Origin of the sequence: Microlunatus sagamiharensis (assembly GCF_900105785.1) — a bacterium.
Classification (GTDB): domain Bacteria; phylum Actinomycetota; class Actinomycetes; order Propionibacteriales; family Propionibacteriaceae; genus Microlunatus; species Microlunatus sagamiharensis.
In genome coordinates, this window is record NZ_LT629799.1 from 2258850 (window position 1) to 2279640 (window position 20791).

Below are 20791 nucleotides of genomic sequence, written 5' to 3' on the forward strand. Positions count from 1 at the left end.
GGCCGCCGGCGTCCGGGTCAGGGACGGAGCGCGGAGAGCCTCGCGGCGACGGCGTCGACCAGCGGGGCGTCGGCCCCGAGACCCGGCGCCAGCACGTCGAGCACCCCGGCGACGGCGGCGCGTGGGTCGTTCGTCGCGACGGCGGCCAGGGCGGGTCCGGCCCCGGGGTCGGTCACCGGCGCGCCCACCCCCTGCAGGTGCAGGACCCAGCCGGCGAGCGCCGTGGCGCAGCCGGCGGGGACGTTGCCGGCGGCCCGCTCGGCCCGCAGCACGGGCAGCACCCGGACGCGCAGCTTGCTGGAGCCGTCGGCGGCGACCTGGGCGAGGCGGTGACGCACGCGCGGGTTCGCGAACCGTTCCAGCAGGGCCGCGCGGTAGCCGTCGAGCTCCGCGGCGGGCAGCGTGAGGTGCCGGCACGCCTCGTCCCACAGCTGCTCGACCCAGGCCCGGCAGACCGGGTCGGCGACCGCCTCGTCGACGGTGGCGTGGCCGCGGGCGCTCGCCGCGTACGCCAGCAGCGAGTGCGCGCCGTTGAGGAGCCAGAGCTTGCGCTGCTCGAAGGGCGTGACGTCCTCCACGAGCGTCGCCCCGGCGCTCTCCCAGCGGGGTCGGCCCGACGGGAAGCGGCCGGAGACGACCCACTCGGCGAAGGGTTCGGTGGGCACCGGGGCCTCGTCGAGGTAGCCCTGGGTGCGTTCGACCAGCCGCTTGTCGTCGTCGGTGGTGGCCGGGGTGATCCGGTCGACCACCGAGCTCGCGAAGTCGACGTTCGCGCCGACCCACGCCGGCAGCGTCGTGTCGACGAGGCCGGCGAGGCCGCCCACGACGGCGGCCGTGACGGCGCCGTTGTGCGGGAGGTTGTCGCAGGAGAGGACGGTCAGCGGCCCGGCCCCGGCGGCCCGACGGGCGAGCAGGCCGGAGACCAGCCGGGCGGGCAACGTGCCCACGGCGGCGCGCGGGTCGGCGCGCAGGGTCGCCGCCTCGGCGCGCACCACCTCGCGGCCGGCGTCGAAGCGGCCGTCCGCGTCGAGGAGGTAGCCCACCTCGGTCACGGTGATCGTCACGAGCGCGACCTCGGGTGAGGCGAGGAGCTCGAGCAGCCGGTCGTGGTCGGAGGCCGGGTGCACCTCGGCGAGGGAGCCGACGACCTCGTACGCGTCGCCCTCCGCGCCGCGCGTGAGGAGGGTGAACAGCCCGTCCTGCGGACCGAGCGCGTCGGCGACGTCCGGACGGCGCCCGGTGAAGGCCGCGATCCCCCAGGAGGCGGCGTCGTCGGCGTGGGCGGTGAACCAGGCCTGGTGCGCCCGGTGGAAGCTCCCGACGCCCAGGTGCACGATCCGGACGGGCGGCGCGGCCGGCGTGCCCGGCAGCGCGCGCGAGAGCCGCGGGGTCACGGCGCCGGCCGGTCTCCGCGATCGCTCGCGGCGATCCTCACCAGCAGCGCCCGGAGCTGCTGGGACTCGGCGTCGTCGAGCCCGGAGAGGAGCCGGCGCTCGGCCTCGTCGCTCGCGGCCGTCGCGTGCCGGAGCGTGGAGACGCCGTCGGCGGTCAGCACCACGACGTTGCGGCGGCGGTCGTCGGTGTCCGCCCGGCGCTCGACCAGGCCCTTGCCCTCGAGGGAGTCGATCAGGCCGACCATCGACGTGCGGTCGATCCCCAGGTGCCCCGCGAGCTGCTGCTGCGACTCCGGCTCGCGGCCGTCGAGGAGCAGCAGCACCCCCAGCTCGCGCGCGTTGACCCCGCTCGTCGCGAGCTGGTCGCGGTGCAGCTCCTCCAGGTCGAGTAGCGCGCGCTTGAAGAGGTAGGTGAGCCGGGTGCTGAGCCCCGGGCCCAGGTCCTCGTGCTCAGGCCTCATCCCGCCAGATTACTGCTACCCTGAACGTCAGTCTTACTGACGATCATGCAAGGGAACCATTATGGCCACACTTCTTCTCACCGGTGCCAGCGGACTCGTCGGGTCGCGGCTCCTCCCCCGGCTGGTCGAGGCCGGCCACACCGTCCGCGCGCTCGTCCGGGGCGACGTCACCCTCCCCGCGGGGGCGGCCGCGGTCCACGGCGACCTGGCCGACCCCGGTTCGCTGCGTCCTGCGGTCAAGGACGTCGAGGCCGTCGTGCACCTCGCGGCGCTGTTCCGCACGACCGACGAGGACGCCGTGTGGCGAGCGAACCTGGACGGCACCCGCAACCTGCTCTCCGCGGTGCAGGCGTACGCGCCGCGGGCCCGGTTCGTGATGACCAGCACGGGCAACGTGTACGACGCGGACGCCACGCGCCCGGCCCGCGAGAGCGACCCCTGCTCGCCGACCCAGGCCTACCCGGCGAGCAAGGTGGCCGCCGAGGCGCTCGTGCGCGAGAGCGGGCTCACCTGGTCGGTCCTGCGCCTGCCCTTCGTCTACGGCGAGGGCGACGGGCACCTGGCCTCGATGCCCGGCCTCGTCAGCCGCTTCGGCCTCCACCCCGCCCACACCTACTCGGTGGCCCACCACCGCGACGTCGCCCAGGTCGTCAAGATGGCGCTGGCGGGCACGCTCGACTCCCGCGTGGTCAACGTGACCGACGACGCGCCGATCACGGTCCTCGAGATGACGGCGCTCGCCGGGTCGGAGGTCGAGGGGTCCGCCGAGCCCCTGACCGACCCCTGGCACGGCCGGATGGACGGCACGCTGCTGCGCGAGCTCGGCTTCTCCCCCGAGGTCCCGACCGTCCAGGCGGCCGCGCGGGCGGGGATCCTCTAGCCGTCCTGCGTCGGCGGTCCGGCCGGCTCGGCCGCGTCGGCCGCCTCGCCCGGGGCCCGGCGGTGCCACTCGTACGGCGTCGTGGTCGAGACCGCGACGAGGCCGGAGCGCTCGAGGATCGGGCGGGACATCGGCGTCGAATCGCTGTGGATCAGCGTCTTCCCGCTCGCGAGCGCGGCGCGGGCGCGCACGGCCGTGAGGGCGCGGTAGATCCCGCGCCCACGCCACTGCGGCAGCACCGCCCCGCCCCAGACCCCGGCGAAGTCCGAGCCGGCGACCGGTTCGAGGCGCCCGGCGCCGACCATCGCGCCGTCGGCCTCGGCGACCCAGAGCTCCAGGCCGTCGTCCTCGGCGAGCCGGCCGAGCAGCGCGTCGCTCATCCCGCCGGAGACCCGGTTGCCGAAGGCCGCGTCCTGCATGGCCGCCATGGCCTGCACGTCGGCGGCGGAGCGGATGCGGCGCAGGGACACCGAGGCGGGCAGCGGGACCGCGACGTCGAGGAGCGCGGCCTCGCCGACCATGACCGACTCGGGCTCCTGGGGCTCGAAGCCGTGGGCGACGAGGGCCTCGTGCAGCCCGGGCGCGACGTCGTGGCCGCGGGTCTTCCACTCCACCTGCTCGACCGCGGGGTCGGCCGCGAAACGCTCGACCACCTCGTCCACCCACCCGGCGAGCGTCGGGGCGTCGGCGCCGGCCAGCTCGCGGTAGGACACGAAGCCCTGGCTCCCGCCGAAGGTCGCGAGCCACAGCGGCCCGAGCCGCTCGACCCGCTCCGCACCGGCCGTCTCGGCCTCGGTGCGGAGCTGGTCGTCGTACGCCCGGAGGTAGTCCTGGACCGACATCGTCACGGGGCGATCCTGCCCGTGACGATGTCGGAGTGGGAGATCAGGGGACGAGCGCGACCTTGCCGGCGCGGCCGGTGTTGGCGAGCCGGTAGGCCGCCGCGGCCTCGTCGATGCCGAAGCGGTCGGACACGATCACCTCGGGGTGCAGGTCCCAGTAGGGCAGGCGGGCGACGAGCTCGCGCATGTGCGCCAGGTTGGTCACCCACGAGCCGATGATCGTGATCGACGGGTGGATCAGGGTGGGGCTGACCTCGGGGACCGTCATGCCGTTGCCCTCGCCCACGAGCACGAGCCGGCCGCGCTCGCGCAGCAGCGCGATCGCCGAGCCGCGGCCGGGTTCGCTGCCGGAGCAGTCGACGGCCACGTCGGCGCCGCCGCCGCTCACCGCGCGCGCCGCCTCGACGTCGTCGGGGGCGAATGCCTGGTCGACGGCGCCCAGCTCCAGCGCCAGCTGCCGGCGCTCCGGGCTCGGGTCGAGCCCGACCCGCGGCGTCGCGCCGAGCTTGGCGCCCAGCAGGCCGGCGGCGAGGCCGACCGGGCCGAGCCCGACGACGGCGAGCGCGTCGCGCCCGCTGACGTTCGCCCGGAGCAGGCCCTCGTACGCCGTCCCGAAGCCGCAGGCCACGCAGGCGCCGTCGAGGAAGCTGACCAAGTCGGGCAGCACGATGCAGTCGCGCTCCTCGGCGAGGATCAGGTCGGCGTGCCCGCCGTCGCGCTGCCACCCGTACGCCGCGCGCTGCGGCGCCGAGCAGCTGATCTGGAAGCCGCGCACGCAGTTGTCGCACTGCCCACAGCCGCTGATGTGGTAGACGCAGACCCGGTCGCCGACCGAGAGCCGGACCGCACCCGGACCGACCGCGACGACCTCGCCGGCGGGCTCGTGGCCGGCCACGACGCCCTGGTACATCTCGGCCGGGTCGCCCTGCGCGTGCTCGCGGTAGATGGCGCGGATGTCGGAGCCGCAGATCGTCGAGGCCTTCATCGCGAGCAGCACCTGCCCGTGGCCGGGCTCGGGGTCGGGGACCTCGCGGACCTCGGCGGTCGAGTCACCGGGCAGGAACACGCCACGCATCAGGCCATCTCCGTTCGTCGACCCGACCCGTCGGTGGGCCCGGCTGGTGCTCGGAGGTTACGCGCGTTAACGGTCACTGCGCAAGGCTCTTGGGGCGCGCCGAGCAGCGGTTCCGGACAGAGGACTCACCAGGCGTTACTGCTACCGTCGACGGAACCAGCGAGGGCCCGGAGGTGGTGGCGTGGCGAGACCGGCGAGCACGCCCGGCCGCAGCGGCGCGGTGACGCGCGCGGACGTCGCCCGCCACGCCGGGGTGAGCGACGCGGTCGTCAGCTGGGTCGTCAACGGCGGGCCCAAGACGGTGTCCGAGGCCACCGCCGCCCGGGTGCAGGACGCGGTCGCCAAGCTCGGCTACCGCCCCAACAGCACCGCGCGCGCCCTGGCCCTGGGCAGCACCACCATGCTCGGGCTCGTCGTCCCCGACAGCACCAACCCCTTCTACGCCGAGTACGCGGTGGCGGTGCAGCGCGCCGCCGCCGCCCGCGGCTACGCGCTGCTCACGATCAGCGCGGGCTCCGACGCCGCGGTCGAGCTGCGCGGCGTGCTCGACCTGTGCGACCGGCAGATCGACGGGCTGATCCTCGCCCGCGGGACGGGCGCGGGGGTCGTCGGCGAGCTGGCCCGGCGGGGCGTGCGTACGCCCGTCGTCCTCGTCGACTCCGCGGCGCCCCACCCCGGGCACCTGACCATCGGGCCCGACGCCACGGCCGGGATCGAGGCGGTGACCGACCACCTCCTCACCGTGCACGACCACGCGTCGGTGGCGCTGGTCATCGGCGACACCACCGACGTCGAGCTCGACGGGCGGCAGTCCGGCTGGCTGCGGGCCCACGCCCGGAACCGCCGCAGCCCGGGTGCGGTCGAGCGGGCGCCGTTCACCCGCACGGGCGGCTACGAGGCCGGCCTGCGGCTGCTGACGGCGGCCAAGCGTCCGACGGCGGTCGTGACGGGCTCGGACCTGCAGGCCGTGGGTGTGCTGCGCGCGGCGCGGGAGCAGGGGCTCGACGTGCCCGGCGACCTGGCTGTCGCCAGCTTCGACGGGACCGAGGAGGCGAGCTTCACCTGGCCGTCGCTGACCACCAGCCGCCAGCCGGTGGAGGCGATGGCCGAGGCCGCGGTCGCCGCGGTCCTCGCGCGCGACCTGCCGTACGAGCACCGCACGTTCGCGACCGAGCTCGTCCTCGCGCGGTCCTGCGGCTGCGGGACCGGCTGACCCCGTCTAGGCCCGGGGCGTCGCGTCGCCCGTCGTCGCGGCGGGGTCGGCCGAGCGCCAGTACGAGCCGACCACGCCGCCGACCACGACGATCACGCCGGCGGCGAACAGCACCGTGAAGGCGCGGTTCGCGCGCTCGCCGGTGACGAAGTCCAGGCCGCAGAGGACGAGGCCGAGCACCCCGAGCGCGACGAGCAGCACGGCCTCCCCGGTGAGCAGCCGCCCGCTCCGGGCGCGCGCGCGGACCGCCGCCCACTGGCTCAGCGCGGCGGCCATCAGGACCGCGGCCCCCGACGCGACGACCCAGTCGCCGTCCTGGACCCCGCGGACCAGCCCGACGACAGTCCCGACGGCGAGCAGCGCCGCCAGCACGAGCGCCACGACCCCGACCTTGCGCTGCCGCTCCATCGCCCCATGCTCCCAGCCGGCGTCGCGGGAGCGGCCCTCCCGCGCGGACCCGGCACGGCCGATGAGTCCCGGCGGCGTCCCGGGTCTCCCCCGCCATGAGCGACGGCGACGGCGTACGCACGACCCCCGGCACCCCGGCTTCACGGAGCCCACGGGTCACCGTCAGGCCGGTGCACGTGGCCGACCTGGTGGCCGAGGGCGAGCTGATGCCGGTCTACGTCCACGTCATCGAGCACCCGGAGGCGCGGGTGCTCGTCGACACCGGCCTCACCGAGCTGCACCCGCTGGTCGCCGACCTCGACCCCCGGGTGCTCGACGTCGGCCTCGAGGAGCTCGACCCCGCGAGCATCGACGTCGTGGTGAACACCCACCTGCACTTCGACCACTGCGGCGGCAACCGCCGCTTCGCCGGCAGGCCGTTCTACGTGCAGCGTCGCGAGCTCGAGGACGTCCGTAGCCTCGCCGTCCCCACGATCCTCGCGTGGGTCGACGCCGCGGGCGTGGAGTACGTGCCCGTCGACGGCGAGCACGAGCTGCTGCCCGGCGTACGACTGGTGCCCGCGCCCGGCCACACCCCGGGCTCGCAGATCGTCGTCGTCGGCACCGGCGAGCACCCGACGGTGGTCTGCGGGGACACCGCGATGTGGTTCGGGGAGCTGGACCAGCCGCAGACCGAGGGCCAGCGCCTGATCCGCGCGCTCGACCCCGAGCAGGTCTGGCTGAGCCACGAGCACCGTCCCTGGCGCCCGAGGTACCCCTCGTCGTCCGCCGCCTCTCCCTCCTCCGCCGAGCGGTAGGTTGCGGCGCAGTTCCGACCCGGAAAGGCGCGGCAACCTACCTCTCGGCGGGGTTCGGGGTGCCACGCTGACGCCGTGGATGCCGTCGACCGAGCCGTCGCGGACGCCGCCGCAGGCCGGACGCAGCTTGCCCGGCGTCGTCTGCAGGGCTACCTGGTCGACCGCAGCGACGACCTGGACGCCCGGGCGCTGCTGGCCGGGCTCTACCGGGCCGACGGCCACCGCGACGAGGCCGGGCGCTGGGGCTGGTTCGGGGCGGCCGACCCCGAGGAGGTCGCGGCGTACGAGCACCAGTGCGCGCACCGGATGACACCGTCCTGGACCGCCACCTCGATCCTGCGCGGGCTCAGGTGGCGGGCGCCCCTCGAGGACGCCCCGCCGCACGTCCGCGAGGCGCTGCAGGACCTCGCTCGCCGGTCGGCCGAGGAGAGCGCACGATGGGAGCGTGCGGCGCACCCCCTCCGGACGGTCCTCGAACGGCTCCGCCGCTGGTGGCGCTGAACCGTCGGCGCCGGCGATCGCGGAGGCGATGTTCGCGGAGGTCGTGGCCGACGGGCAGAGCGCTCGTACGGTGGCCGACGAGGCAGTCGCGGCCGAGGTGCGCGAGGCACTGCGCACGCGCGCCCGGGAGGCGGGTGTAAGACTCCGGACGGCCCGGATGGACGACCTCGTCGTGGTGGCGCGGCTCGACGCCGCGATCTGGACGGACGACACCGCCACGATGCGCGCCAAGCTCACGCCACCCGAACCCCGTGAACCGGACGCTGCCGGACCCACCTCCGCCGAGGGGTAGGTTGCGGCGCGCGTCGCGGGCTGATCGGCGCGGCAACCTACCGTTCGGCGGAGGCTGCGCGCAGCGCGCCGGGACCGTCGGAGGGACCTCGTACGCTCTGGCGCGTGATCGGACGATGAGCAAGGTCGACGCCCAGCGGGCGATGCGCGAAGCGAAGTACGCCCGGCTGCGGGCCAGCGGCCCGACGCGCCGCGAGGCGGCGGCGCAGGCGGCGCCCCAGCCGACGGAGCCCGCGGAGGCGCTGGTCGAGGGAGTGCCCGCGGCGACCCCTGCGCCGAAGCCGAAGAAGGCACGCGCCAAGAAGGCCGAGCCCCCCGCCCCGCCCGCCGGGGCCGAGGACGCCCTCCTCCCGGTCGAGGCGCCGGCGGCGAGCGGGCTGTGCGGCCACAAGTCCATGAACGGCCGCGCGTGCACCCGCGAGGCCGGCCACGCCGAGAAGAGCCACCGCTACGGCTGACCCGGCCGGCCCTCGGCGGACGGACCCGGGCGCCTAGGAAGCGGGCTCCGCGTCGAGGAGCGCCGACCGCAGGTCCCGGAGCGCGGAAACCCGCGCACCCAGGAGTGGTGCGGCGCCTCCGAGGCGCGCGACCCGCAGCGGGGTCGGGGCGACGAGGAGTTCCTCCGTCCGGGCGGCGAGCCGGTCGGTGAACCCCGGTGCCGCGGCCCAGGGCCCCCCGACGACGAGCGCCGCCGGGTTGAGCAGCGTCGCGACCGTCGCCAGCACGCCGGCGACGGCCTCGACGACGACGTCGCGCCGCCGCACGTCCTGCGAACCCTCACCCGTCAGCGCCCGGATCACCGCGTCGACCGCGATGGTGTCCGAGCCCGACCGCAGCAGGCCGAGCTCGCCGAAGCAGCCGACCAGCGACGTGGCCCGCCCGTCCGGCCCGCGTGTGAGGACGTGCGCCGGCTCGCCCGCCAGCCCCGTGTGTCCGCGGACCAGCGCGCCGCCCTGGACGAGCGCACCACCGAGCCCGTGCCCGAGGTGGAGGTAGGCGAAGTCGTCGACCCCCGTGGCCACGCCGGCGTCGTGCTCCGCGAGCGCGGCCCAGTTCACGTCGTTGTCGATCGCGAGCCCGACGCCGACGAGCGGCTCGAGGAGCGGGCGCGCGTCCAGCTCGTCGACGAGGAAGGGCGAGTGCGGCAGGTGCACGAGCCGACCGGTCGTCCGGTCGACCGGCCCGGCGAGCGAGAGCGCGCCGGCGCGGACAGGCCCCGGCAGGTCGGTGGTCGCGTCCCGGACGAGGTCGACGAGCGATGCCGCGAGCTCGGCCGCCCGGACGGGGCTCGGGGTAATGCGCTCGACCCTCCGCAGCACGGTCCCCCGCAGGTCGAGCACCTCGGCGACGAGCCCGTCGGGACCGCCCTCCAGCGCGAGCGCGACGCCGAGGTCCGTCCGCAGCCGGTAGTGCACGCCGGCCGGTCCTCGCCGGCCGGACGGTGCCGCGCCCGCCTCGACCAGGACGCCCTCGCGCTCCAGGCGGCGTACGGCCTCGGAGACCGTCGGCTTGGAGATGCCCGTGGCCGCCGCGACCTCGGCCCGCGTCATCGCCTCCGTCGCGAGCAGCTGGTCGACGACGTGGCGGTCGGTGATCCGCCGGAGCAGGGCGAGGGAGGCCCGCGGCGCACCGGGGACGTCGGTCATCGGCCACCTCTCGTCGGGGTCCTCGGGCTCCGGGCACGGGCACCGGGTCGATCAGTAAGGAGTCCTTGCACTTTAGCCGTGCGGTCCCCTACAGTTCCAGCACGGGTTCAGTTAAGAGTCCTGACTATCTCACCGCGGAGGTCATCAGCATGTCCACGAGCACCGCCCCCTCGACGCCGGTCAGCCCGCTGACCGGGCTCCCGCACTGGGAGACGATCCCCGACGACATCCCCGCCGCGACGGCCGAGATCAAGGCCGCGATCCGGGCGCGGATCGAGGCCTCGGGCCGTACGGTCGCCCAGGTCGTGGAGGAGGTCGAGGCCTTCCTCGAGGGCGAGATCGCCGACATCGAGGCCGCCCGTGAGCGCGGTGAGAGCGTCTGGCCGGTCATCGACTACGCCGACATCGAGGCGGGCACCGTCAGCGACGAGCAGCTGGCGCTGCTGAAGCGCCGCGGCTGCGCCGTCGTGCGCGGCCACTTCGACCGCGCCGAGGCCGAGGGCTGGGACGCCGACGTCGTCGACTACGTCGAGTCCAACCGCTTCTTCGAGACCTACGCCGGCCCGGCCGACGACTTCTTCGGCACCCTCGGCAGCGAGATGAGCAAGCCCGAGATCTACCCCGTCTACTGGTCGAAGGCCCAGGTGGAGGCCCGCCAGCACCCGCGGATGGCGACGGTCCAGGCGTTCCTGAACAGCCGCTGGACGCACGAGAGCGAAGGCCGTCGCTGGTTCGACCCGGAGGTCGACACCCTCTACCCCGACCGCATCCGCCGCCGCCCGCCCGGCGCGACCTCGGGCGGCCTCGGCACCCACCTCGACCCCGGCACGCTCGACCTGTGGATGACCGAGGGCTACCAGCAGCACTTCCGGCACCTCTTCGCCGGCGACGTGGCGGCGTACGACCCGTGGGACGCGGCCTACCGCACCGAGGCCGCGCAGTACCCCGGTTCGACGATGTGCTCGGCCTTCCGCACCTTCCAGGGCTGGACCGCGCTGAGCGAGATGCGCCGTGACCAGGGCGTCCTGCACACCGTGCCGATCCCGAAGGCGATGGCGTACCTGATGCTCCGCCCGCTGCTCGACGACGTCGACGAGGGCGAGATGTGCGGCGTCCAGCCGAACCGCACCTTCCCCGTCAACGAGCGCTACCACGCGATCCTGACGCGCGCGCTGTCCGGCATCCCCGACGTCGCGCCCGGCGACTCGGTCTGGTGGCACTGCGACATGATCCACGCGGTCGCGCCGGTCACCGACCAGCAGGGCTGGGGCAACGTCATCTACATCCCGGCCGCCCCGCGCTGCACCAAGAACGAGGCGTACGCGGCCTCGGTGCGCGAGTCGTTCCTGTCGGGCCGGAGCCCCTCGGACTTCCCCGAGGAGGACTACGAGGCCTCCTGGTCCAACCGCTTCGGCCCCGACCAGCTCAACGACATCGGGCGCCGGGGCCTCGGGCTCTAGTCCGTGGCCCTCACGTCCGACGGCGCTGACGCGGCCCGCGCGGAGGTGTCGCGGGGTCAGGCAGACGTCGGTGCGGCGAGGTGCGCGGTCAGCACGTCGCGGACGCTGGTCCACCGCGGGTCGCCGTAGCGGTCGTTGCTCACGTGGGCGAGGCGCGCCTGCCCGCTGAACATGCTGACGAAGTACTGCATGCCCTGCCACGCGGGGAACGTCTCGTCGGAGTCCTTCGCGAGGCGTCGACCGACCCTGGCCATCGCCGAGAGCGAGTGCGGCGTGCCCGCCCACTGGAGCGTGAAGCGGGTGCCGGTCAGCTCGCTCACAAGCGAGGCGATCTGCCGCGCGCTCAGTGAGTCGCCCGCGACCTCGACGACGCGCGGTGCCGCCGGGTCGAGGGCCACGTGCGCGACCGTACGGGCGGTGTCGTCCTTGGTGGTGAAGTCGAGCACCTGGTCGGCCGAGCCCCAGTAGAGCACCCTGCTCCGGCGGAACAGGATCAACGGCGCCTGGCCGGTCAGCAGCTCGGTGAACATCCCGTTCAGCACCGAGGTCGCCCGGAGCGGGGCCGCGTCGACGTCCGCGGCGAACTCGCGCCGCAGCTCGAAGTTGCGGTTCGTGCCCGGGGTGATCCTGCGGTAGTCGGCGGAGTAGTCCGACGGCACGAAGCGCGGGACCCCCGCGTCGACCGCCGCCGCGAGGAGCGCGCGCTGCGCGTCGACGACCACCGACCGGGTGCCGCTGACGGTCGACACCACGACGTCCGTCCCTGACACCGCCGCGGTCAGGGCGCGGTGGTCACCGTAGTCGGCGGCCACGACCTCGACCCCGTCCTCGCCCGCGAACGCGCCGGCCGCGGCGCCGGACCCAGGACGAGTGAGCACACGGACCCGGGTGTCGTGGGTGCGGAGCTCGCGGACGACGCGACGGCCGAGGTCACCGGTCGCGCCGGCGACGAGGATCGAGGTGGTCATGGCTGCACGTCCTTCTGGTCCGGGCCCGGTGACCGTCGGTCAGACGGTGCGGCGGCCCGACCGGGTGGTCGATGTCGTTCCGGGTGGTGGGCGGGCAGGCTACCCGCCGCCGCCCACGCCCTGGCCACCGCGCGAGCCGAGGTCACCGGTGCACCCGGACCCCGGGGCTCTGCTGCAGAAACGAGCGCCAGTTCGCTCCCCGGGCCTCCTCGGGCCCTCCTGGAGCGAGCTGGCGCTCGTTTCTGCAGTCGAGCGCGCGTCAGAGCGCGTCAGAGCGCGGAACCGTCACCCAGCTGGTGGTACGCCCGGTCGTGGTAGACGAGCGGCGCCGTGGCTCCGGGCTGCGCGGACTCGAGCACGCGCACCAGCACGAGGTAGCTGGAGCCGGCCGGGATGCGCTGGACGACCTCGCCCCGCACCCAGGCGGGAGCGTCGTCGAGGACGGGCTCCCCGGTCTCGAGCCGGTGCCAGCCCACGCCGGCGAACCGGTCGACCCCGCGGGTGGCGAAGCGGGCCGAGACGTCGACCTGCTCGGCGCCGAGGAAGTTCACGGTCAGCGTCGTGGCCTCCGACAGCGTCGGCCAGGCCGACGACGTGCCCGCGATGGAGAACGCGAGCAGCGGCGGCTCGGCGGACACCGAGATCACCGAGGTGGCGGTGAAGCCGACCGGGCGCTCGCCGTCGGCGAGGGCCACGATGGCCACGCCGGCCGGGTGGCGGCGGAAGATCGCCTTGAAGGTGTCGGCCGCGACGGGCGCGGGCACGTCGGCGACGGGCGCCGGGGCGACCTCGGTCAGCGGGGTCGTCGGCAGGCCGTGGCGGGTGCCGGGGTCGGCGGTCATGAGGTCCTCTTCTCAGGCGTCGCGGTCCCGAGCAGCGCAGCGACGAGCGGCCCGGCCTCGTCGGCCCACCGGGCCGCGAGGTCGTCGAGGTCACCGAGCTGGGACTCGGTGACGGCAAAGGGTCGGGTGGGCGCGAGCGCGCCCAGCTCGACCAGGAGCGGGCGGAGCAGGTGCTCGGCCACGAAGGCGTGGGCCGGGCTGGCGGAGACGGTGACGGGCACGACCAGCGTGCCCTTCAACCCGCCGCCGGGGTAGCGGTCGACGAAGGCCTTGAGCAGGCCGGTGTAGCTGGCCTTGTAGACCGGCGTGGCCACCACGACCACGGCGGCCCCGGCCACGGTCGCGGCGGCCCGGTCGGCGTCGGGCGCCTCGGGGGCGAAGAGCTGCTGCGCGACGTCGGCGAGCTCGACCTCGGTGACCGGACCGGACAGCCCGGCCCGCGCCGCGACCTGCTCGGCCAGCGTGCGCGCGACGAGCAGCGTCCGCGAACCGCGCCGCGGGTTGCTCGACAGCGCGACGACCTCCGTACGGGGCTGCGGGCCCACGGTCTCGGTGCTCACGCGTCCACCCTCGCCGTCATGGCCGAGGGCACCGGGAGCGGGTCCAGCCCGAGGTGGTCGCGCAGCGTGGTCCCTTCGTACGCGGTGCGGAAGGACCCGCGCTCCTGCAGCAGCGGCACGACCTCGTCGACGAAGCGGTCGAGCCCGCCCGGGGTGACGTGCGGGACGAGGATGAACCCGTCGCAGACGTCCTCCTGCACGAAGTGGTCGATCTGGTCGGCGATGGTCCGCGCCGAGCCGACGAAGTTCTGCCGGTTCGTCGTCTCGACGATCAGCTCGCGCAGCGAGAGGTGCTCGGCCTCGGCCTGGGCGCGCCACTCGCGCGCGGTCGAGACCGGGTCCTTGTGCATGCGCACGCTGGCGCGTCCCTTGCTGATGAGCTCGTCGCTCACCACGGGGTCGAAGGACGGCGGCGGGCCGTCGGGGTCGAACCCCGACAGGTCGGTGTTCCACAGCTGCTCGGCGAGCTTGATCGCCGTCGCCGGGCTGACCTGCTGGAAGCGCACCTCACGGGCCAGCTCCTCGGCCTCGGCGTCGGTATCGCCGAGCGCGAAGGTCGACGCCGGCAGCACGACCAGCTGGTCGGGCCGGCGCCCGTACTTCTCGAGCCGCCCCTTCACGTCGGAGTAGAACGCGCGCCCGGCGTCGTACGTGCCGTGGCGGGTGAAGATCGCGTTGGCAGTGGCCGCCGCGAACTCGCGCCCCTCCTCGGAGTCGCCGGCCTGGAAGATCACCGGGCGGCCCTGCGGGCTGCGCGGCGTGCTGAAGGCGCCGGCGATGTCGAAGTGCTGGTCGTGGTGGGCGAACGTGCCGACCTCGGGCCGGAGGAGGAACTCCCCCGTCTCGGCGTCCGCGACGATCTCGTCGCCGCGCCAGGAGTCGAACAGCTCGAACGCGGTGTCGAGGAAGTGCTGCGCGCGGGAGTAGCGCTCGTCCTGCGGCAGGAAGCCGCCGCGGCGGAAGTTCTCGCCGGTGAAGGCGTCCCACGACGTGACGACGTTCCACGCCGCACGCCCGGCCGACAGGTGGTCGAGCGTCGCGAACTGGCGCGCGACCTCGTACGGCTCGTTGAACGTCGAGTTGATCGTCCCCGCGAGGCCGAGCCGCTCGGTCACCGCGGCGAGCGCCGCCAGCACCGTGAAGGTGTCCGGCCGGCCGACGACGTCGAGGTCGTAGATCTGGCCGCCCTGCTCGCGCAGGCGCAGACCCTCGGCGAGGAAGAAGAAGTCGAACAGCCCGCGCTCGGCCGCCTGCGCCAGGTGGCGGAACGACGAGAAGTCGATGTGGCTGCCCGCGGCCGGGTCGCTCCAGACGGTCGTGTTGTTGACGCCCGGGAAGTGGGCGGCGAGGTGGACCTGCTTGCGGGGCCTGCCCGCGGTGCTGCCGGCCATCAGTGGGCTCCCGTCGTGGCGTAGCGGTTGGCCGGGCGCTCCAGCCCGAGGCGGTCGCGCAGCGTGCCGTCGTCGTACGCGGTCCGGAACGCCCCGCGCCGCTGCAGCTCGGGGACGAGGCCGTCGACGATCGCGTCCAGGTCCTGCGGCAGCGCCGCGGGCCGCAGCCGGAAGCCGGTCAGTCCGGACTCGGCTCGGGCGAGCAGCAGGTCGGCCAGTCCCTGCGGGGTGCCGACGAAGACCTCGGCGTCGCTCGTGTACGGCCGACCGGCCCACGCCTCGAGCTGCGCCCAGCGCGCGTCGGCGCCGCCCTGGTCGTCGTCGAGGAGCACGACGAGGTCGCCGAACACGTGGTCGGTCCCCTCGCGCCCCGCCTCACGCCGGCCGGCGACGATCTCCTCGACCTGCGCGGTCGCGGTGGCGTTGTCGTGCGGGGTGATCAGGACGACGTCCGCGGAGCGCGCGGCGAACGTCCGCGGCACCTCGGCGTGCGCGAGGGCGACGACGACCGGCTGGCCCTGCGGCGGGCGCGGCGTGATGGACGGGCCCCGCACCGAGAACGAGCGCCCGGAGAAGTCGACGTAGTGCAGCTTGTCGCGGTCGACGAAGCGGCCGGTCGCGACGTCGCGGATCTCCGCGTCGTCCTCCCAGCTGTCCCAGAGGCGGCGGACGACCTCGACCGCCTCTCCGGCCTCCTCGAAGAGGTCACGGACCAGCGCCTGGGTCGCGACGTCGTCCGGGTCCCCGAGCAGGTCGCCCCACGCCTCGCGGCGACCGAAGTGGGCGACCTCGTCCGGGCGGGCGGACACCTGCGGGCGCCAGCCGCCGCGGCCCTGCGAGACGACGTCGAGGGTGGCGATGGCCTTCGAGACGTGGAAGGGCTCGGTGTGGGTGACGGTCGTGGTCGGCACGAGGCCGACGCGGCTGGTCACGGGCGCGACGCGGGCGGCGACGAGCACGGCGTCGAGGCGCCCGCGGACCTCGTCGGTGCGGTGGTCGGGCCCCGTGCGGGAGGTGCTCTGGAGAGAGAGCCCGTCCTCGAACGTCACGAGGTCGAGCAGGCCCTCCTCGGCCCGGCGGGCCAGGTCGACCCAGTAGCCGGCCGTGAGCAGCTCGCGCGGACGGGCCGTGGGCAGGCGCCAGGCGGTGGGGTGCCAGCCGGCGCCGTCGAGGGCGACGGCGAGGTGCAGCGGCCGGGTCATCGGGTGCTCCTGACGTGCTCGTCGTGCTGGTCGCCGTCGGCCCCGGGGAGGAACGACGGGGTGCCGCCGATGCTCGCCCAGCGCGTGCTGACGTGGAACGCCGGCAGCTCGGCGAGCCAGGCTGCGTACCGCGCCAGGTGGCGGAAGGCGGTCAGCGGCGGTCCGACGCGCGTGGCGTCGTACCGGGCCAACGTCACCCACAACTGGATGTCGGCCTCGGTGATTCCGTGCCCGACGAGGAAGCCGCCGTCGGCGAGGCGGTCGTCGAGCGCGTCGAGGGCGGCCAGCAGCGCCGAGCGGGCCTTCGCGGCACCCGGTCCCTGCCCCGACGCGCGGCCGAGGCCCTGGTTGACGGCCGGACCGAGCCAGGCGTCGAGCGCGTCGATCTCGGCCCGGTGCTCGCGCGGGTAGGTGTCGACGCCGGGCGAGCGGTGGCCGGGGAACTGCGTGGCCACGTCGACCCCGAGCGTCGCGTAGTCGTTGCTGACGATCCGGTGGGTCTGCGTGTCCCACAGCACCGGGACGTTCCCTGTCACACCCAGGGGGGACGACCCCCCTGACCCCCGGAACTGCGCGAACCGTCGAACCCGGGCTCGGTCGCCTCGTACGCCTCGCGCAGCAGGGTGAAGCCGTTGACCGGATCCGGACCGTCCGTCTCCCGGAACGCCCACCCACGCCCGTCGCGCACGTCGTCGACGTAGTGCGTCGGCACCACGTCGGACAGCCCGTTGACCGCGAGCTCCAGGACCACGCGCTGCGACCAGGGGCAGGTCCAGCTGGCGTACAGGTGGTAGCGCCCGGCCTCGGCCTGGAACCCGCTGGACCCGTCGGCGCTCAGCCGGCCGGTGAAGCGGTAGAGCGGGCGGGGGTCGTCGGGGCGCTGCGGGCTGCGGTAGGGCCCGTACGCGGCGAGGTCGGGCGGGCTGGCGTACGCGGCCCGGGGCGGGGAGAGGGTCATCGGTCGGCTCCGGTCGGAAGGGTGGCGCAGGGGCTGGTCGGTGATGAAGCGCTGCCGAGGGGGTCGGTCAGGCTCTCGAGGCCGGACCAGTCAGGCGCGGGACGGTCGTCGGGTGCGGGTCGACAGCTGCCGCCGTCGGAGGCGTAGGTCCAGCGCGGGCCCTCGGCGAGGAGCTGGTCGAGCGCGGAGAGGAGCCGGTCGACGTCGGCCGAGCCCGACCCCACCCCGAAGGACGCGCGGACCGCACCGTCGCCGCGGCCGAGCCCGAAGCGGGCCAGCAGCGGGTGCGCGCAGAAGCGCCCGTCGCGGACGCCGACGCCGTGCTCGGCCGAGAGGTACGCCGCGACCTGGGCGGAGCGCCAGCCGGGCACGACGAAGCTCACGACCCCGACCGCGTCGGGGGCGTCGGACCAGAGGCGCAGCGGCTCGATCCCCCGCCCCTCGAGCCCGGCCACCAGACGGTCGCGCAGCGCGGCCTCGTGCTCCCGGACCCGGTCGAGACCCGTCTCGGCCAGCGTCCGCAGCGCCTCGGCGAGGGCCAGGGCGCCGAGCACCGCGGGGGTGCCGCCCTCGTGGCGCTCCGGGCTCGGCGCCCAGGTGGTGGAGGTCGTGGTGACCTCGCGGACCGCGCCGCCGCCGGCCAGGTGGGGCTCGGCGGCGTCGAGCCAGTCGCGGCGTCCGACGAGGGCGCCCACGCCGTACGGGGCGTAGACCTTGTGGCCGGAGAAGGCGACGTAGTCGATCCCGGTCGCGGCCAGGTCGACCCCGCGGTGCGGCAGCAGCTGGGCGGCGTCGACGGCGAGCCGGGCGCGGTGGCCGTGGGCGAGGTCGGCGAGACGGCGGAGGTCGGGGACCTCGCCGGTGACGTTCGAGGCGCCCGTCACGGCGAGCAGCGCGGCCGGGGACCGGGCCAGCTCGGCCGCGAGCAGGGCCTCGGTCTCGACGAGCGTCGACGCGACGCGGACCACGCGGGCACCGTGCGCGCGGCTCGGTGAGCGCCACGGCAGCAGGTTCGCGTGGTGCTCGACGTCCAGCACCACGACGTCGCCGGGCACCGCGCTGCTCAGCAGGTTGAGCGCGTCGGTGGTGTTGCGGGTGAAGACGACCACGTCGTCCGCACGGGCGCCGACGGACGTGCCGACCGTCTCCCGCGCCCGCTCGTACAGCGCGGTGCTGAGCTGGGAGAGGTAGCCGGCCCCGCGGTGCACGCTGGCGTACGCGGGCAGGGCGGCGGCGACGTGGTCGGCGACCCGCTGGAGCGCGGGGGCGCTGGCGGCGACGTCGAGGTGGACCGACCGGGCCTGGCGGCCGCCGACGAGCGGCACGACCCAGCCGGCGCCGACGGTGGGCAGCAGCGGTGCGACCGTGCGGTCGAGCCGCTCGGTCAGAGCGGCTGCGGCGTCGGAACGGGTGAGAACGGTCATCGGGGACCCTCCGTGGGGTTCAGGACCCCGTGGGACGGGGCCGCGCTTGCCGGTGCCGGAACCGGCACCAGCCGTGTCGTCACCCGGGGCACCCCACCGCGGAGGAGGGTTGCCGGCCAGCAAGCCGGGGCTTGACGCTGGCGCTCGTGACAGGAGCACTATAACTCGGTATTTCCTAGTAGGGCACTTCGGTACAGGATCCGGACCGGTCGGCGCTCACGACCAGCGCAGCAGCACCGACAGGCGGGCCTCGATCTCGGCCGGGCACGGCCGCTCGCGTGCTGCGGCCGGGCGGGTCCCTCCCGCCTCGGCAGGCACGGCGGTCCCGGAGGCGCGCCCGGGGCCGCGCCCGGCCGGCGGTGCGACCGGTGCGGGCGTACGGGGCCCCACCTCAGGACCTCCGCCCGGCGCCGACGGGCTCGCTGTCGTCGACGACCGCCGGGGTGAGGGCCAGCAGCGCCCGGGCGACGTGGTCGTTGAGCCGGTGGACGGGCGCGTTGGTGCAGGGCCGGGCGAAGGCCGCCGCCTTGACCGTCGTGTGCATGCCGAGGGCGAAGCGGCGCTCGGCCACCGTGCCGTCCGCCCGCACGAGCCGCTGGGCACCGTCGGTGCTGAGCTGGCCGGTGTCGACGGGCTCGCCGTCGGCGGTCACGAGCAGCTGCGAGGCGACCTCCCCGCGGGCGGCGAGCGTCGCCAGCAGCGGGTCCTCGACCCGTGCGAGGTCGAAGGCCGGCAGCGTCGCGTCGACGAGGGAGCGCGCCGCGACCTCGCCGGGCACCGTCGTCGAGCGGGCCACGAAGACGCCGCGCTCCGGGTCCACCCCGACCTCGAGGCCGCCGCCGAGGAACGACACAACCCCGGCCTCCTCCAGCGCCAGCAGCTGCTCGAGCCGGTCCGGCGGCGGGCCGCTGGCCCAGAAGCTGAAGAAGCCCATGAACCAGCCGTAGAAGTCCCGCAGCAGCGAGCGCGGGTCCATCAGCGGCGAGGCGAGCGCGGCCCCGATCACCGGCATCACGGCGAGGAAGCCGTGGAAGGCGCCGAGGTCGGCGCTCCACGTGGGGTCGGCCCGGCGCTCCAGGTCGTCGCGCACGTAGCGGCGCAGCACGCGGCTCAGCTCGTCGCGGTCCGCTACCCGCACGTCCCGCAGCGGGCGGTCCACGACGGCCGGGTCGAAACGGTCCGCGGGGTCGGGGACGACCTCGGCGATCCAGCGCGCGTACGCCTCGCTCCCCCACTCGAGCGCGGCGAAGGTGGCGGCGAACTCCTCCCAGGGCACGGTGATGCGGCCGGGGTGGCCCAGGCCGAGCTCGACGTAGGACGCCCAGGTCACCTCACGCCCGACCAGCGGCCACACGTCGGCGAGGAAGTCGATCGGCTCGCCACGCCGCAGCAGGGCGCCGACGGCCTCCGCCGTGCAGAAGCGGGTGGCCGCCGGCTTCGGGGCGCGGAGGCGGTACATCGGCTTGGAGTGGTACGGCACCCCGCGGCGCGAACCGACGTGCAGGCGCGGCTCGCGGCCGGAGGGGACGTACCGGAGCCGGCCCTGACGCTCGGGGACGAGGCTCGACGCCTCGTCGCTCGACCCGTCGGCCTGGCCGTCGAGGCGCTCGAACACCCCGCCGCGGCCCTCGGTGACGAGGACGAGGAAGTCCACGAATCCGAGCCCGAAGCCGCGGACGAGGATGTCCTCCCCGGCCGGCACCGCCGAGAGGTCCAGGTCGCCGGCGTAGCCGGGCGGGAGGTAGTGCAGCCCGTGCTCGACGGCGAGGTCCGCGAGCGCCGCGAAGGGCGGTGCGGGGGCGACGTCGACGTGGCTGTTGGTGAGGACGACCGCGTCCACGGCCAGCAGCTCGCCGTCCTCGAGGACGACGACCTCGCGCCCGCCCCCGTCGTCGCCCGCGGAGAGCAGGTCCACGGCTCGCTGGGGGTGCGTGTGCACGGTGACGCCCTCGGGCAGCCGGCCCAGCGTCTCGTCGACGGCCCAGCCGAGGTAGGCGCTGGCCAGCCGCCGGGTGGGGAACTCCAGCGGTCCGACGGTCGCCGCCTCGGCCGCCAGCTCGGGGTCGGACAGGTGACGCCCGTGCGTGAGGCACCACTCGGCCATCGTGGGCCCGGGTGTTATCGGGCCGGCCATGACGACGCTCTCGTCGACGAAGGCCGTCAGGTCCTCGGTCGTGGTGTTGAGGCGCAGGAGCTGCGACTGCGCGTCGCGCCACACACGACCGCCCCCCGGCGGGAACGGGTCGACCAGGTGGATCTCGACCGGCCCGTGGGCGACCTCGGCGGCGTTCGTCACCAGGCGCTCGAGCAGGCCCGCACCGCGCGGCCCCACCCCGACCACGGCGAGCACGAGGCTCCGCCGGTCGTCGCTGTTCGCTGGCACGTCTCTCCTCGGGGCTGGTCGGTCGCGCGCTGGGACGTTGTCTACAGGATTACTCGGGAACGCCGTGTGGTCCACGTCTGTTCCGTCACGGTGCT

The 20791-nt window shown here is 75.2% G+C and carries 22 protein-coding genes and 1 riboswitch; of the genes, 7 read left to right on the plus strand and 15 right to left on the minus strand.

Annotation, left to right across the window (positions count from 1 at the left end; genetic code table 11):
- Positions 1-17: 17 nt before the first annotated feature.
- Together BLU42_RS10215 and BLU42_RS10220 are read right to left on the minus strand one after the other, a co-directional pair.
- Positions 18-1394, minus strand: coding sequence for a mannitol dehydrogenase family protein (locus BLU42_RS10215; protein WP_197680400.1), 1377 nt, complete (start codon positions 1392-1394; stop codon positions 18-20).
- Positions 1391-1855, minus strand: coding sequence for a MarR family winged helix-turn-helix transcriptional regulator (locus BLU42_RS10220; RefSeq protein WP_091074336.1), 465 nt, complete (start codon positions 1853-1855; stop codon positions 1391-1393). The genes BLU42_RS10215 and BLU42_RS10220 overlap by 4 nt, the downstream gene beginning before the upstream one ends.
- A gap of 61 nt (positions 1856-1916) precedes the next feature.
- Between BLU42_RS10220 and BLU42_RS10225 the strand changes: the two genes are divergently transcribed.
- The gene (locus BLU42_RS10225) at positions 1917-2735 is read left to right on the plus strand and encodes an NAD-dependent epimerase/dehydratase family protein (RefSeq protein ID WP_091074337.1); all 819 of its coding nucleotides are present in this window, start codon (positions 1917-1919) and stop codon (positions 2733-2735) included.
- On the opposite strand, the gene BLU42_RS10230 is transcribed toward BLU42_RS10225, so the two are convergent.
- Both BLU42_RS10230 and BLU42_RS10235 read right to left on the minus strand, forming a co-directional pair.
- Complete coding sequence (locus BLU42_RS10230; RefSeq protein ID WP_091080123.1) at positions 2732-3577, minus strand: GNAT family N-acetyltransferase; 846 nt, start codon at positions 3575-3577, stop codon at positions 2732-2734. The two genes, BLU42_RS10225 and BLU42_RS10230, sit on opposite strands and share 4 nt — an antisense overlap.
- 43 nt (positions 3578-3620) lie before the next feature.
- Positions 3621-4652, minus strand: coding sequence for a zinc-dependent alcohol dehydrogenase family protein (locus BLU42_RS10235; protein ID WP_091074338.1), 1032 nt, complete (start codon positions 4650-4652; stop codon positions 3621-3623).
- A 181-nt stretch (positions 4653-4833) separates the two neighbouring features.
- On the opposite strand from BLU42_RS10235, the gene BLU42_RS10240 reads away from it, so the two are divergent.
- Positions 4834-5865 (plus strand): LacI family DNA-binding transcriptional regulator, encoded by a 1032-nt coding sequence (locus BLU42_RS10240; protein ID WP_091074339.1) that lies wholly within the window; start codon positions 4834-4836, stop codon positions 5863-5865.
- A 6-nt stretch (positions 5866-5871) separates the two neighbouring features.
- On the opposite strand, the gene BLU42_RS10245 is transcribed toward BLU42_RS10240, so the two are convergent.
- Positions 5872-6273 (minus strand): hypothetical protein, encoded by a 402-nt coding sequence (locus BLU42_RS10245; protein WP_091074340.1) that lies wholly within the window; start codon positions 6271-6273, stop codon positions 5872-5874.
- Positions 6274-6443: 170 nt separating this feature from the next.
- Here BLU42_RS10245 and BLU42_RS10250 point away from each other — a divergent pair, with 170 nt between their 5' ends.
- The 4 genes from BLU42_RS10250 to BLU42_RS10265 all read left to right on the plus strand — a co-directional run bounded on the left by BLU42_RS10250 (position 6444) and on the right by BLU42_RS10265 (position 8320).
- Entirely contained in the window at positions 6444-7070 is a 627-nt protein-coding gene (locus BLU42_RS10250) for an MBL fold metallo-hydrolase (protein ID WP_231918089.1), read from the plus strand.
- Positions 7071-7145: 75 nt separating this feature from the next.
- Positions 7146-7571 carry a DUF6584 family protein gene (locus tag BLU42_RS10255; protein ID WP_091074342.1) on the plus strand — a complete coding sequence of 142 codons (426 nt, stop codon included), beginning with the start codon at positions 7146-7148 and terminating at the stop codon, positions 7569-7571.
- Between the two features lie 28 nt (positions 7572-7599).
- Positions 7600-7863 (plus strand): hypothetical protein, encoded by a 264-nt coding sequence (locus BLU42_RS10260; RefSeq protein ID WP_091074343.1) that lies wholly within the window; start codon positions 7600-7602, stop codon positions 7861-7863.
- A gap of 115 nt (positions 7864-7978) precedes the next feature.
- The gene (locus BLU42_RS10265) at positions 7979-8320 is read left to right on the plus strand and encodes a hypothetical protein (protein WP_091074344.1); all 342 of its coding nucleotides are present in this window, start codon (positions 7979-7981) and stop codon (positions 8318-8320) included.
- A 33-nt stretch (positions 8321-8353) separates the two neighbouring features.
- On the opposite strand, the gene BLU42_RS10270 is transcribed toward BLU42_RS10265, so the two are convergent.
- On the minus strand, positions 8354-9508 hold the full coding sequence (locus tag BLU42_RS10270) for an ROK family transcriptional regulator (RefSeq protein WP_091074345.1): 1155 nt from the start codon (positions 9506-9508) through the stop codon (positions 8354-8356).
- A gap of 149 nt (positions 9509-9657) precedes the next feature.
- On the opposite strand from BLU42_RS10270, the gene BLU42_RS10275 reads away from it, so the two are divergent.
- Complete coding sequence (locus tag BLU42_RS10275; protein WP_091074346.1) at positions 9658-10968, plus strand: DUF1479 domain-containing protein; 1311 nt, start codon at positions 9658-9660, stop codon at positions 10966-10968.
- Positions 10969-11024: 56 nt separating this feature from the next.
- Here the strand turns inward: BLU42_RS10275 and BLU42_RS10280 are convergent, their stop codons facing one another.
- The 9 genes from BLU42_RS10280 to BLU42_RS10315 all read right to left on the minus strand — a co-directional run bounded on the left by BLU42_RS10280 (position 11025) and on the right by BLU42_RS10315 (position 20696).
- Positions 11025-11936, minus strand: coding sequence for an NmrA family NAD(P)-binding protein (locus tag BLU42_RS10280; protein ID WP_091074347.1), 912 nt, complete (start codon positions 11934-11936; stop codon positions 11025-11027).
- Positions 11937-12205: 269 nt separating this feature from the next.
- The gene (locus BLU42_RS10285) at positions 12206-12778 is read right to left on the minus strand and encodes a flavin reductase family protein (RefSeq protein WP_091074348.1); all 573 of its coding nucleotides are present in this window, start codon (positions 12776-12778) and stop codon (positions 12206-12208) included.
- Complete coding sequence (locus tag BLU42_RS10290; RefSeq protein ID WP_231918090.1) at positions 12775-13338, minus strand: NADPH-dependent FMN reductase; 564 nt, start codon at positions 13336-13338, stop codon at positions 12775-12777. The genes BLU42_RS10285 and BLU42_RS10290 overlap by 4 nt, the downstream gene beginning before the upstream one ends.
- Positions 13335-14729, minus strand: coding sequence for an NtaA/DmoA family FMN-dependent monooxygenase (locus tag BLU42_RS10295; RefSeq protein WP_091074349.1), 1395 nt, complete (start codon positions 14727-14729; stop codon positions 13335-13337). The genes BLU42_RS10290 and BLU42_RS10295 overlap by 4 nt, the downstream gene beginning before the upstream one ends.
- Positions 14729-15931 (minus strand): LLM class flavin-dependent oxidoreductase, encoded by a 1203-nt coding sequence (locus BLU42_RS10300; RefSeq protein WP_091074350.1) that lies wholly within the window; start codon positions 15929-15931, stop codon positions 14729-14731. The genes BLU42_RS10295 and BLU42_RS10300 overlap by 1 nt, the downstream gene beginning before the upstream one ends.
- Complete coding sequence (locus tag BLU42_RS21085; RefSeq protein ID WP_197680401.1) at positions 15928-16449, minus strand: glutathione S-transferase C-terminal domain-containing protein; 522 nt, start codon at positions 16447-16449, stop codon at positions 15928-15930. The genes BLU42_RS10300 and BLU42_RS21085 overlap by 4 nt, the downstream gene beginning before the upstream one ends.
- Positions 16450-16463: 14 nt before the next feature.
- Positions 16464-16889, minus strand: coding sequence for a glutathione S-transferase family protein (locus BLU42_RS21090; protein ID WP_197680402.1), 426 nt, complete (start codon positions 16887-16889; stop codon positions 16464-16466).
- Entirely contained in the window at positions 16886-18313 is a 1428-nt protein-coding gene (locus BLU42_RS10310) for an aminotransferase class V-fold PLP-dependent enzyme (RefSeq protein WP_091074351.1), read from the minus strand. The genes BLU42_RS21090 and BLU42_RS10310 overlap by 4 nt, the downstream gene beginning before the upstream one ends.
- Positions 18314-18350: 37 nt before the next feature.
- Positions 18351-18465: riboswitch (SAM riboswitch) on the minus strand.
- Positions 18466-18704: 239 nt separating this feature from the next.
- The gene (locus BLU42_RS10315) at positions 18705-20696 is read right to left on the minus strand and encodes an FAD/NAD(P)-binding protein (RefSeq protein ID WP_091074352.1); all 1992 of its coding nucleotides are present in this window, start codon (positions 20694-20696) and stop codon (positions 18705-18707) included.
- Positions 20697-20791: the final 95 nt, after the last annotated feature.

Bases quoted from the DNA above. Each gene is read 5' to 3' on its own strand.
- BLU42_RS10220 (WP_091074336.1), bottom strand. From the start codon at position 1,855: ATGAGGCCTGAGCACGAGGACCTGGGCCCGGGGCTCAGCACCCGGCTC.
- BLU42_RS10225 (WP_091074337.1), top strand. From the start codon at position 1,917: ATGGCCACACTTCTTCTCACCGGTGCCAGCGGACTCGTCGGGTCGCGG.
- BLU42_RS10230 (WP_091080123.1), bottom strand. From the start codon at position 3,577: ATGTCGGTCCAGGACTACCTCCGGGCGTACGACGACCAGCTCCGCACC.
- BLU42_RS10235 (WP_091074338.1), bottom strand. From the start codon at position 4,652: ATGCGTGGCGTGTTCCTGCCCGGTGACTCGACCGCCGAGGTCCGCGAG.
- BLU42_RS10245 (WP_091074340.1), bottom strand. From the start codon at position 6,273: ATGGAGCGGCAGCGCAAGGTCGGGGTCGTGGCGCTCGTGCTGGCGGCG.
- BLU42_RS10260 (WP_091074343.1), top strand. From the start codon at position 7,600: ATGTTCGCGGAGGTCGTGGCCGACGGGCAGAGCGCTCGTACGGTGGCC.
- BLU42_RS10265 (WP_091074344.1), top strand. From the start codon at position 7,979: ATGAGCAAGGTCGACGCCCAGCGGGCGATGCGCGAAGCGAAGTACGCC.
- BLU42_RS10270 (WP_091074345.1), bottom strand. From the start codon at position 9,508: ATGACCGACGTCCCCGGTGCGCCGCGGGCCTCCCTCGCCCTGCTCCGG.
- BLU42_RS10275 (WP_091074346.1), top strand. From the start codon at position 9,658: ATGTCCACGAGCACCGCCCCCTCGACGCCGGTCAGCCCGCTGACCGGG.
- BLU42_RS10280 (WP_091074347.1), bottom strand. From the start codon at position 11,936: ATGACCACCTCGATCCTCGTCGCCGGCGCGACCGGTGACCTCGGCCGT.
- BLU42_RS10285 (WP_091074348.1), bottom strand. From the start codon at position 12,778: ATGACCGCCGACCCCGGCACCCGCCACGGCCTGCCGACGACCCCGCTG.
- BLU42_RS10295 (WP_091074349.1), bottom strand. From the start codon at position 14,729: ATGGCCGGCAGCACCGCGGGCAGGCCCCGCAAGCAGGTCCACCTCGCC.
- BLU42_RS10300 (WP_091074350.1), bottom strand. From the start codon at position 15,931: ATGACCCGGCCGCTGCACCTCGCCGTCGCCCTCGACGGCGCCGGCTGG.
- BLU42_RS21090 (WP_197680402.1), bottom strand. From the start codon at position 16,889: ATGACCCTCTCCCCGCCCCGGGCCGCGTACGCCAGCCCGCCCGACCTC.
- BLU42_RS10310 (WP_091074351.1), bottom strand. From the start codon at position 18,313: ATGACCGTTCTCACCCGTTCCGACGCCGCAGCCGCTCTGACCGAGCGG.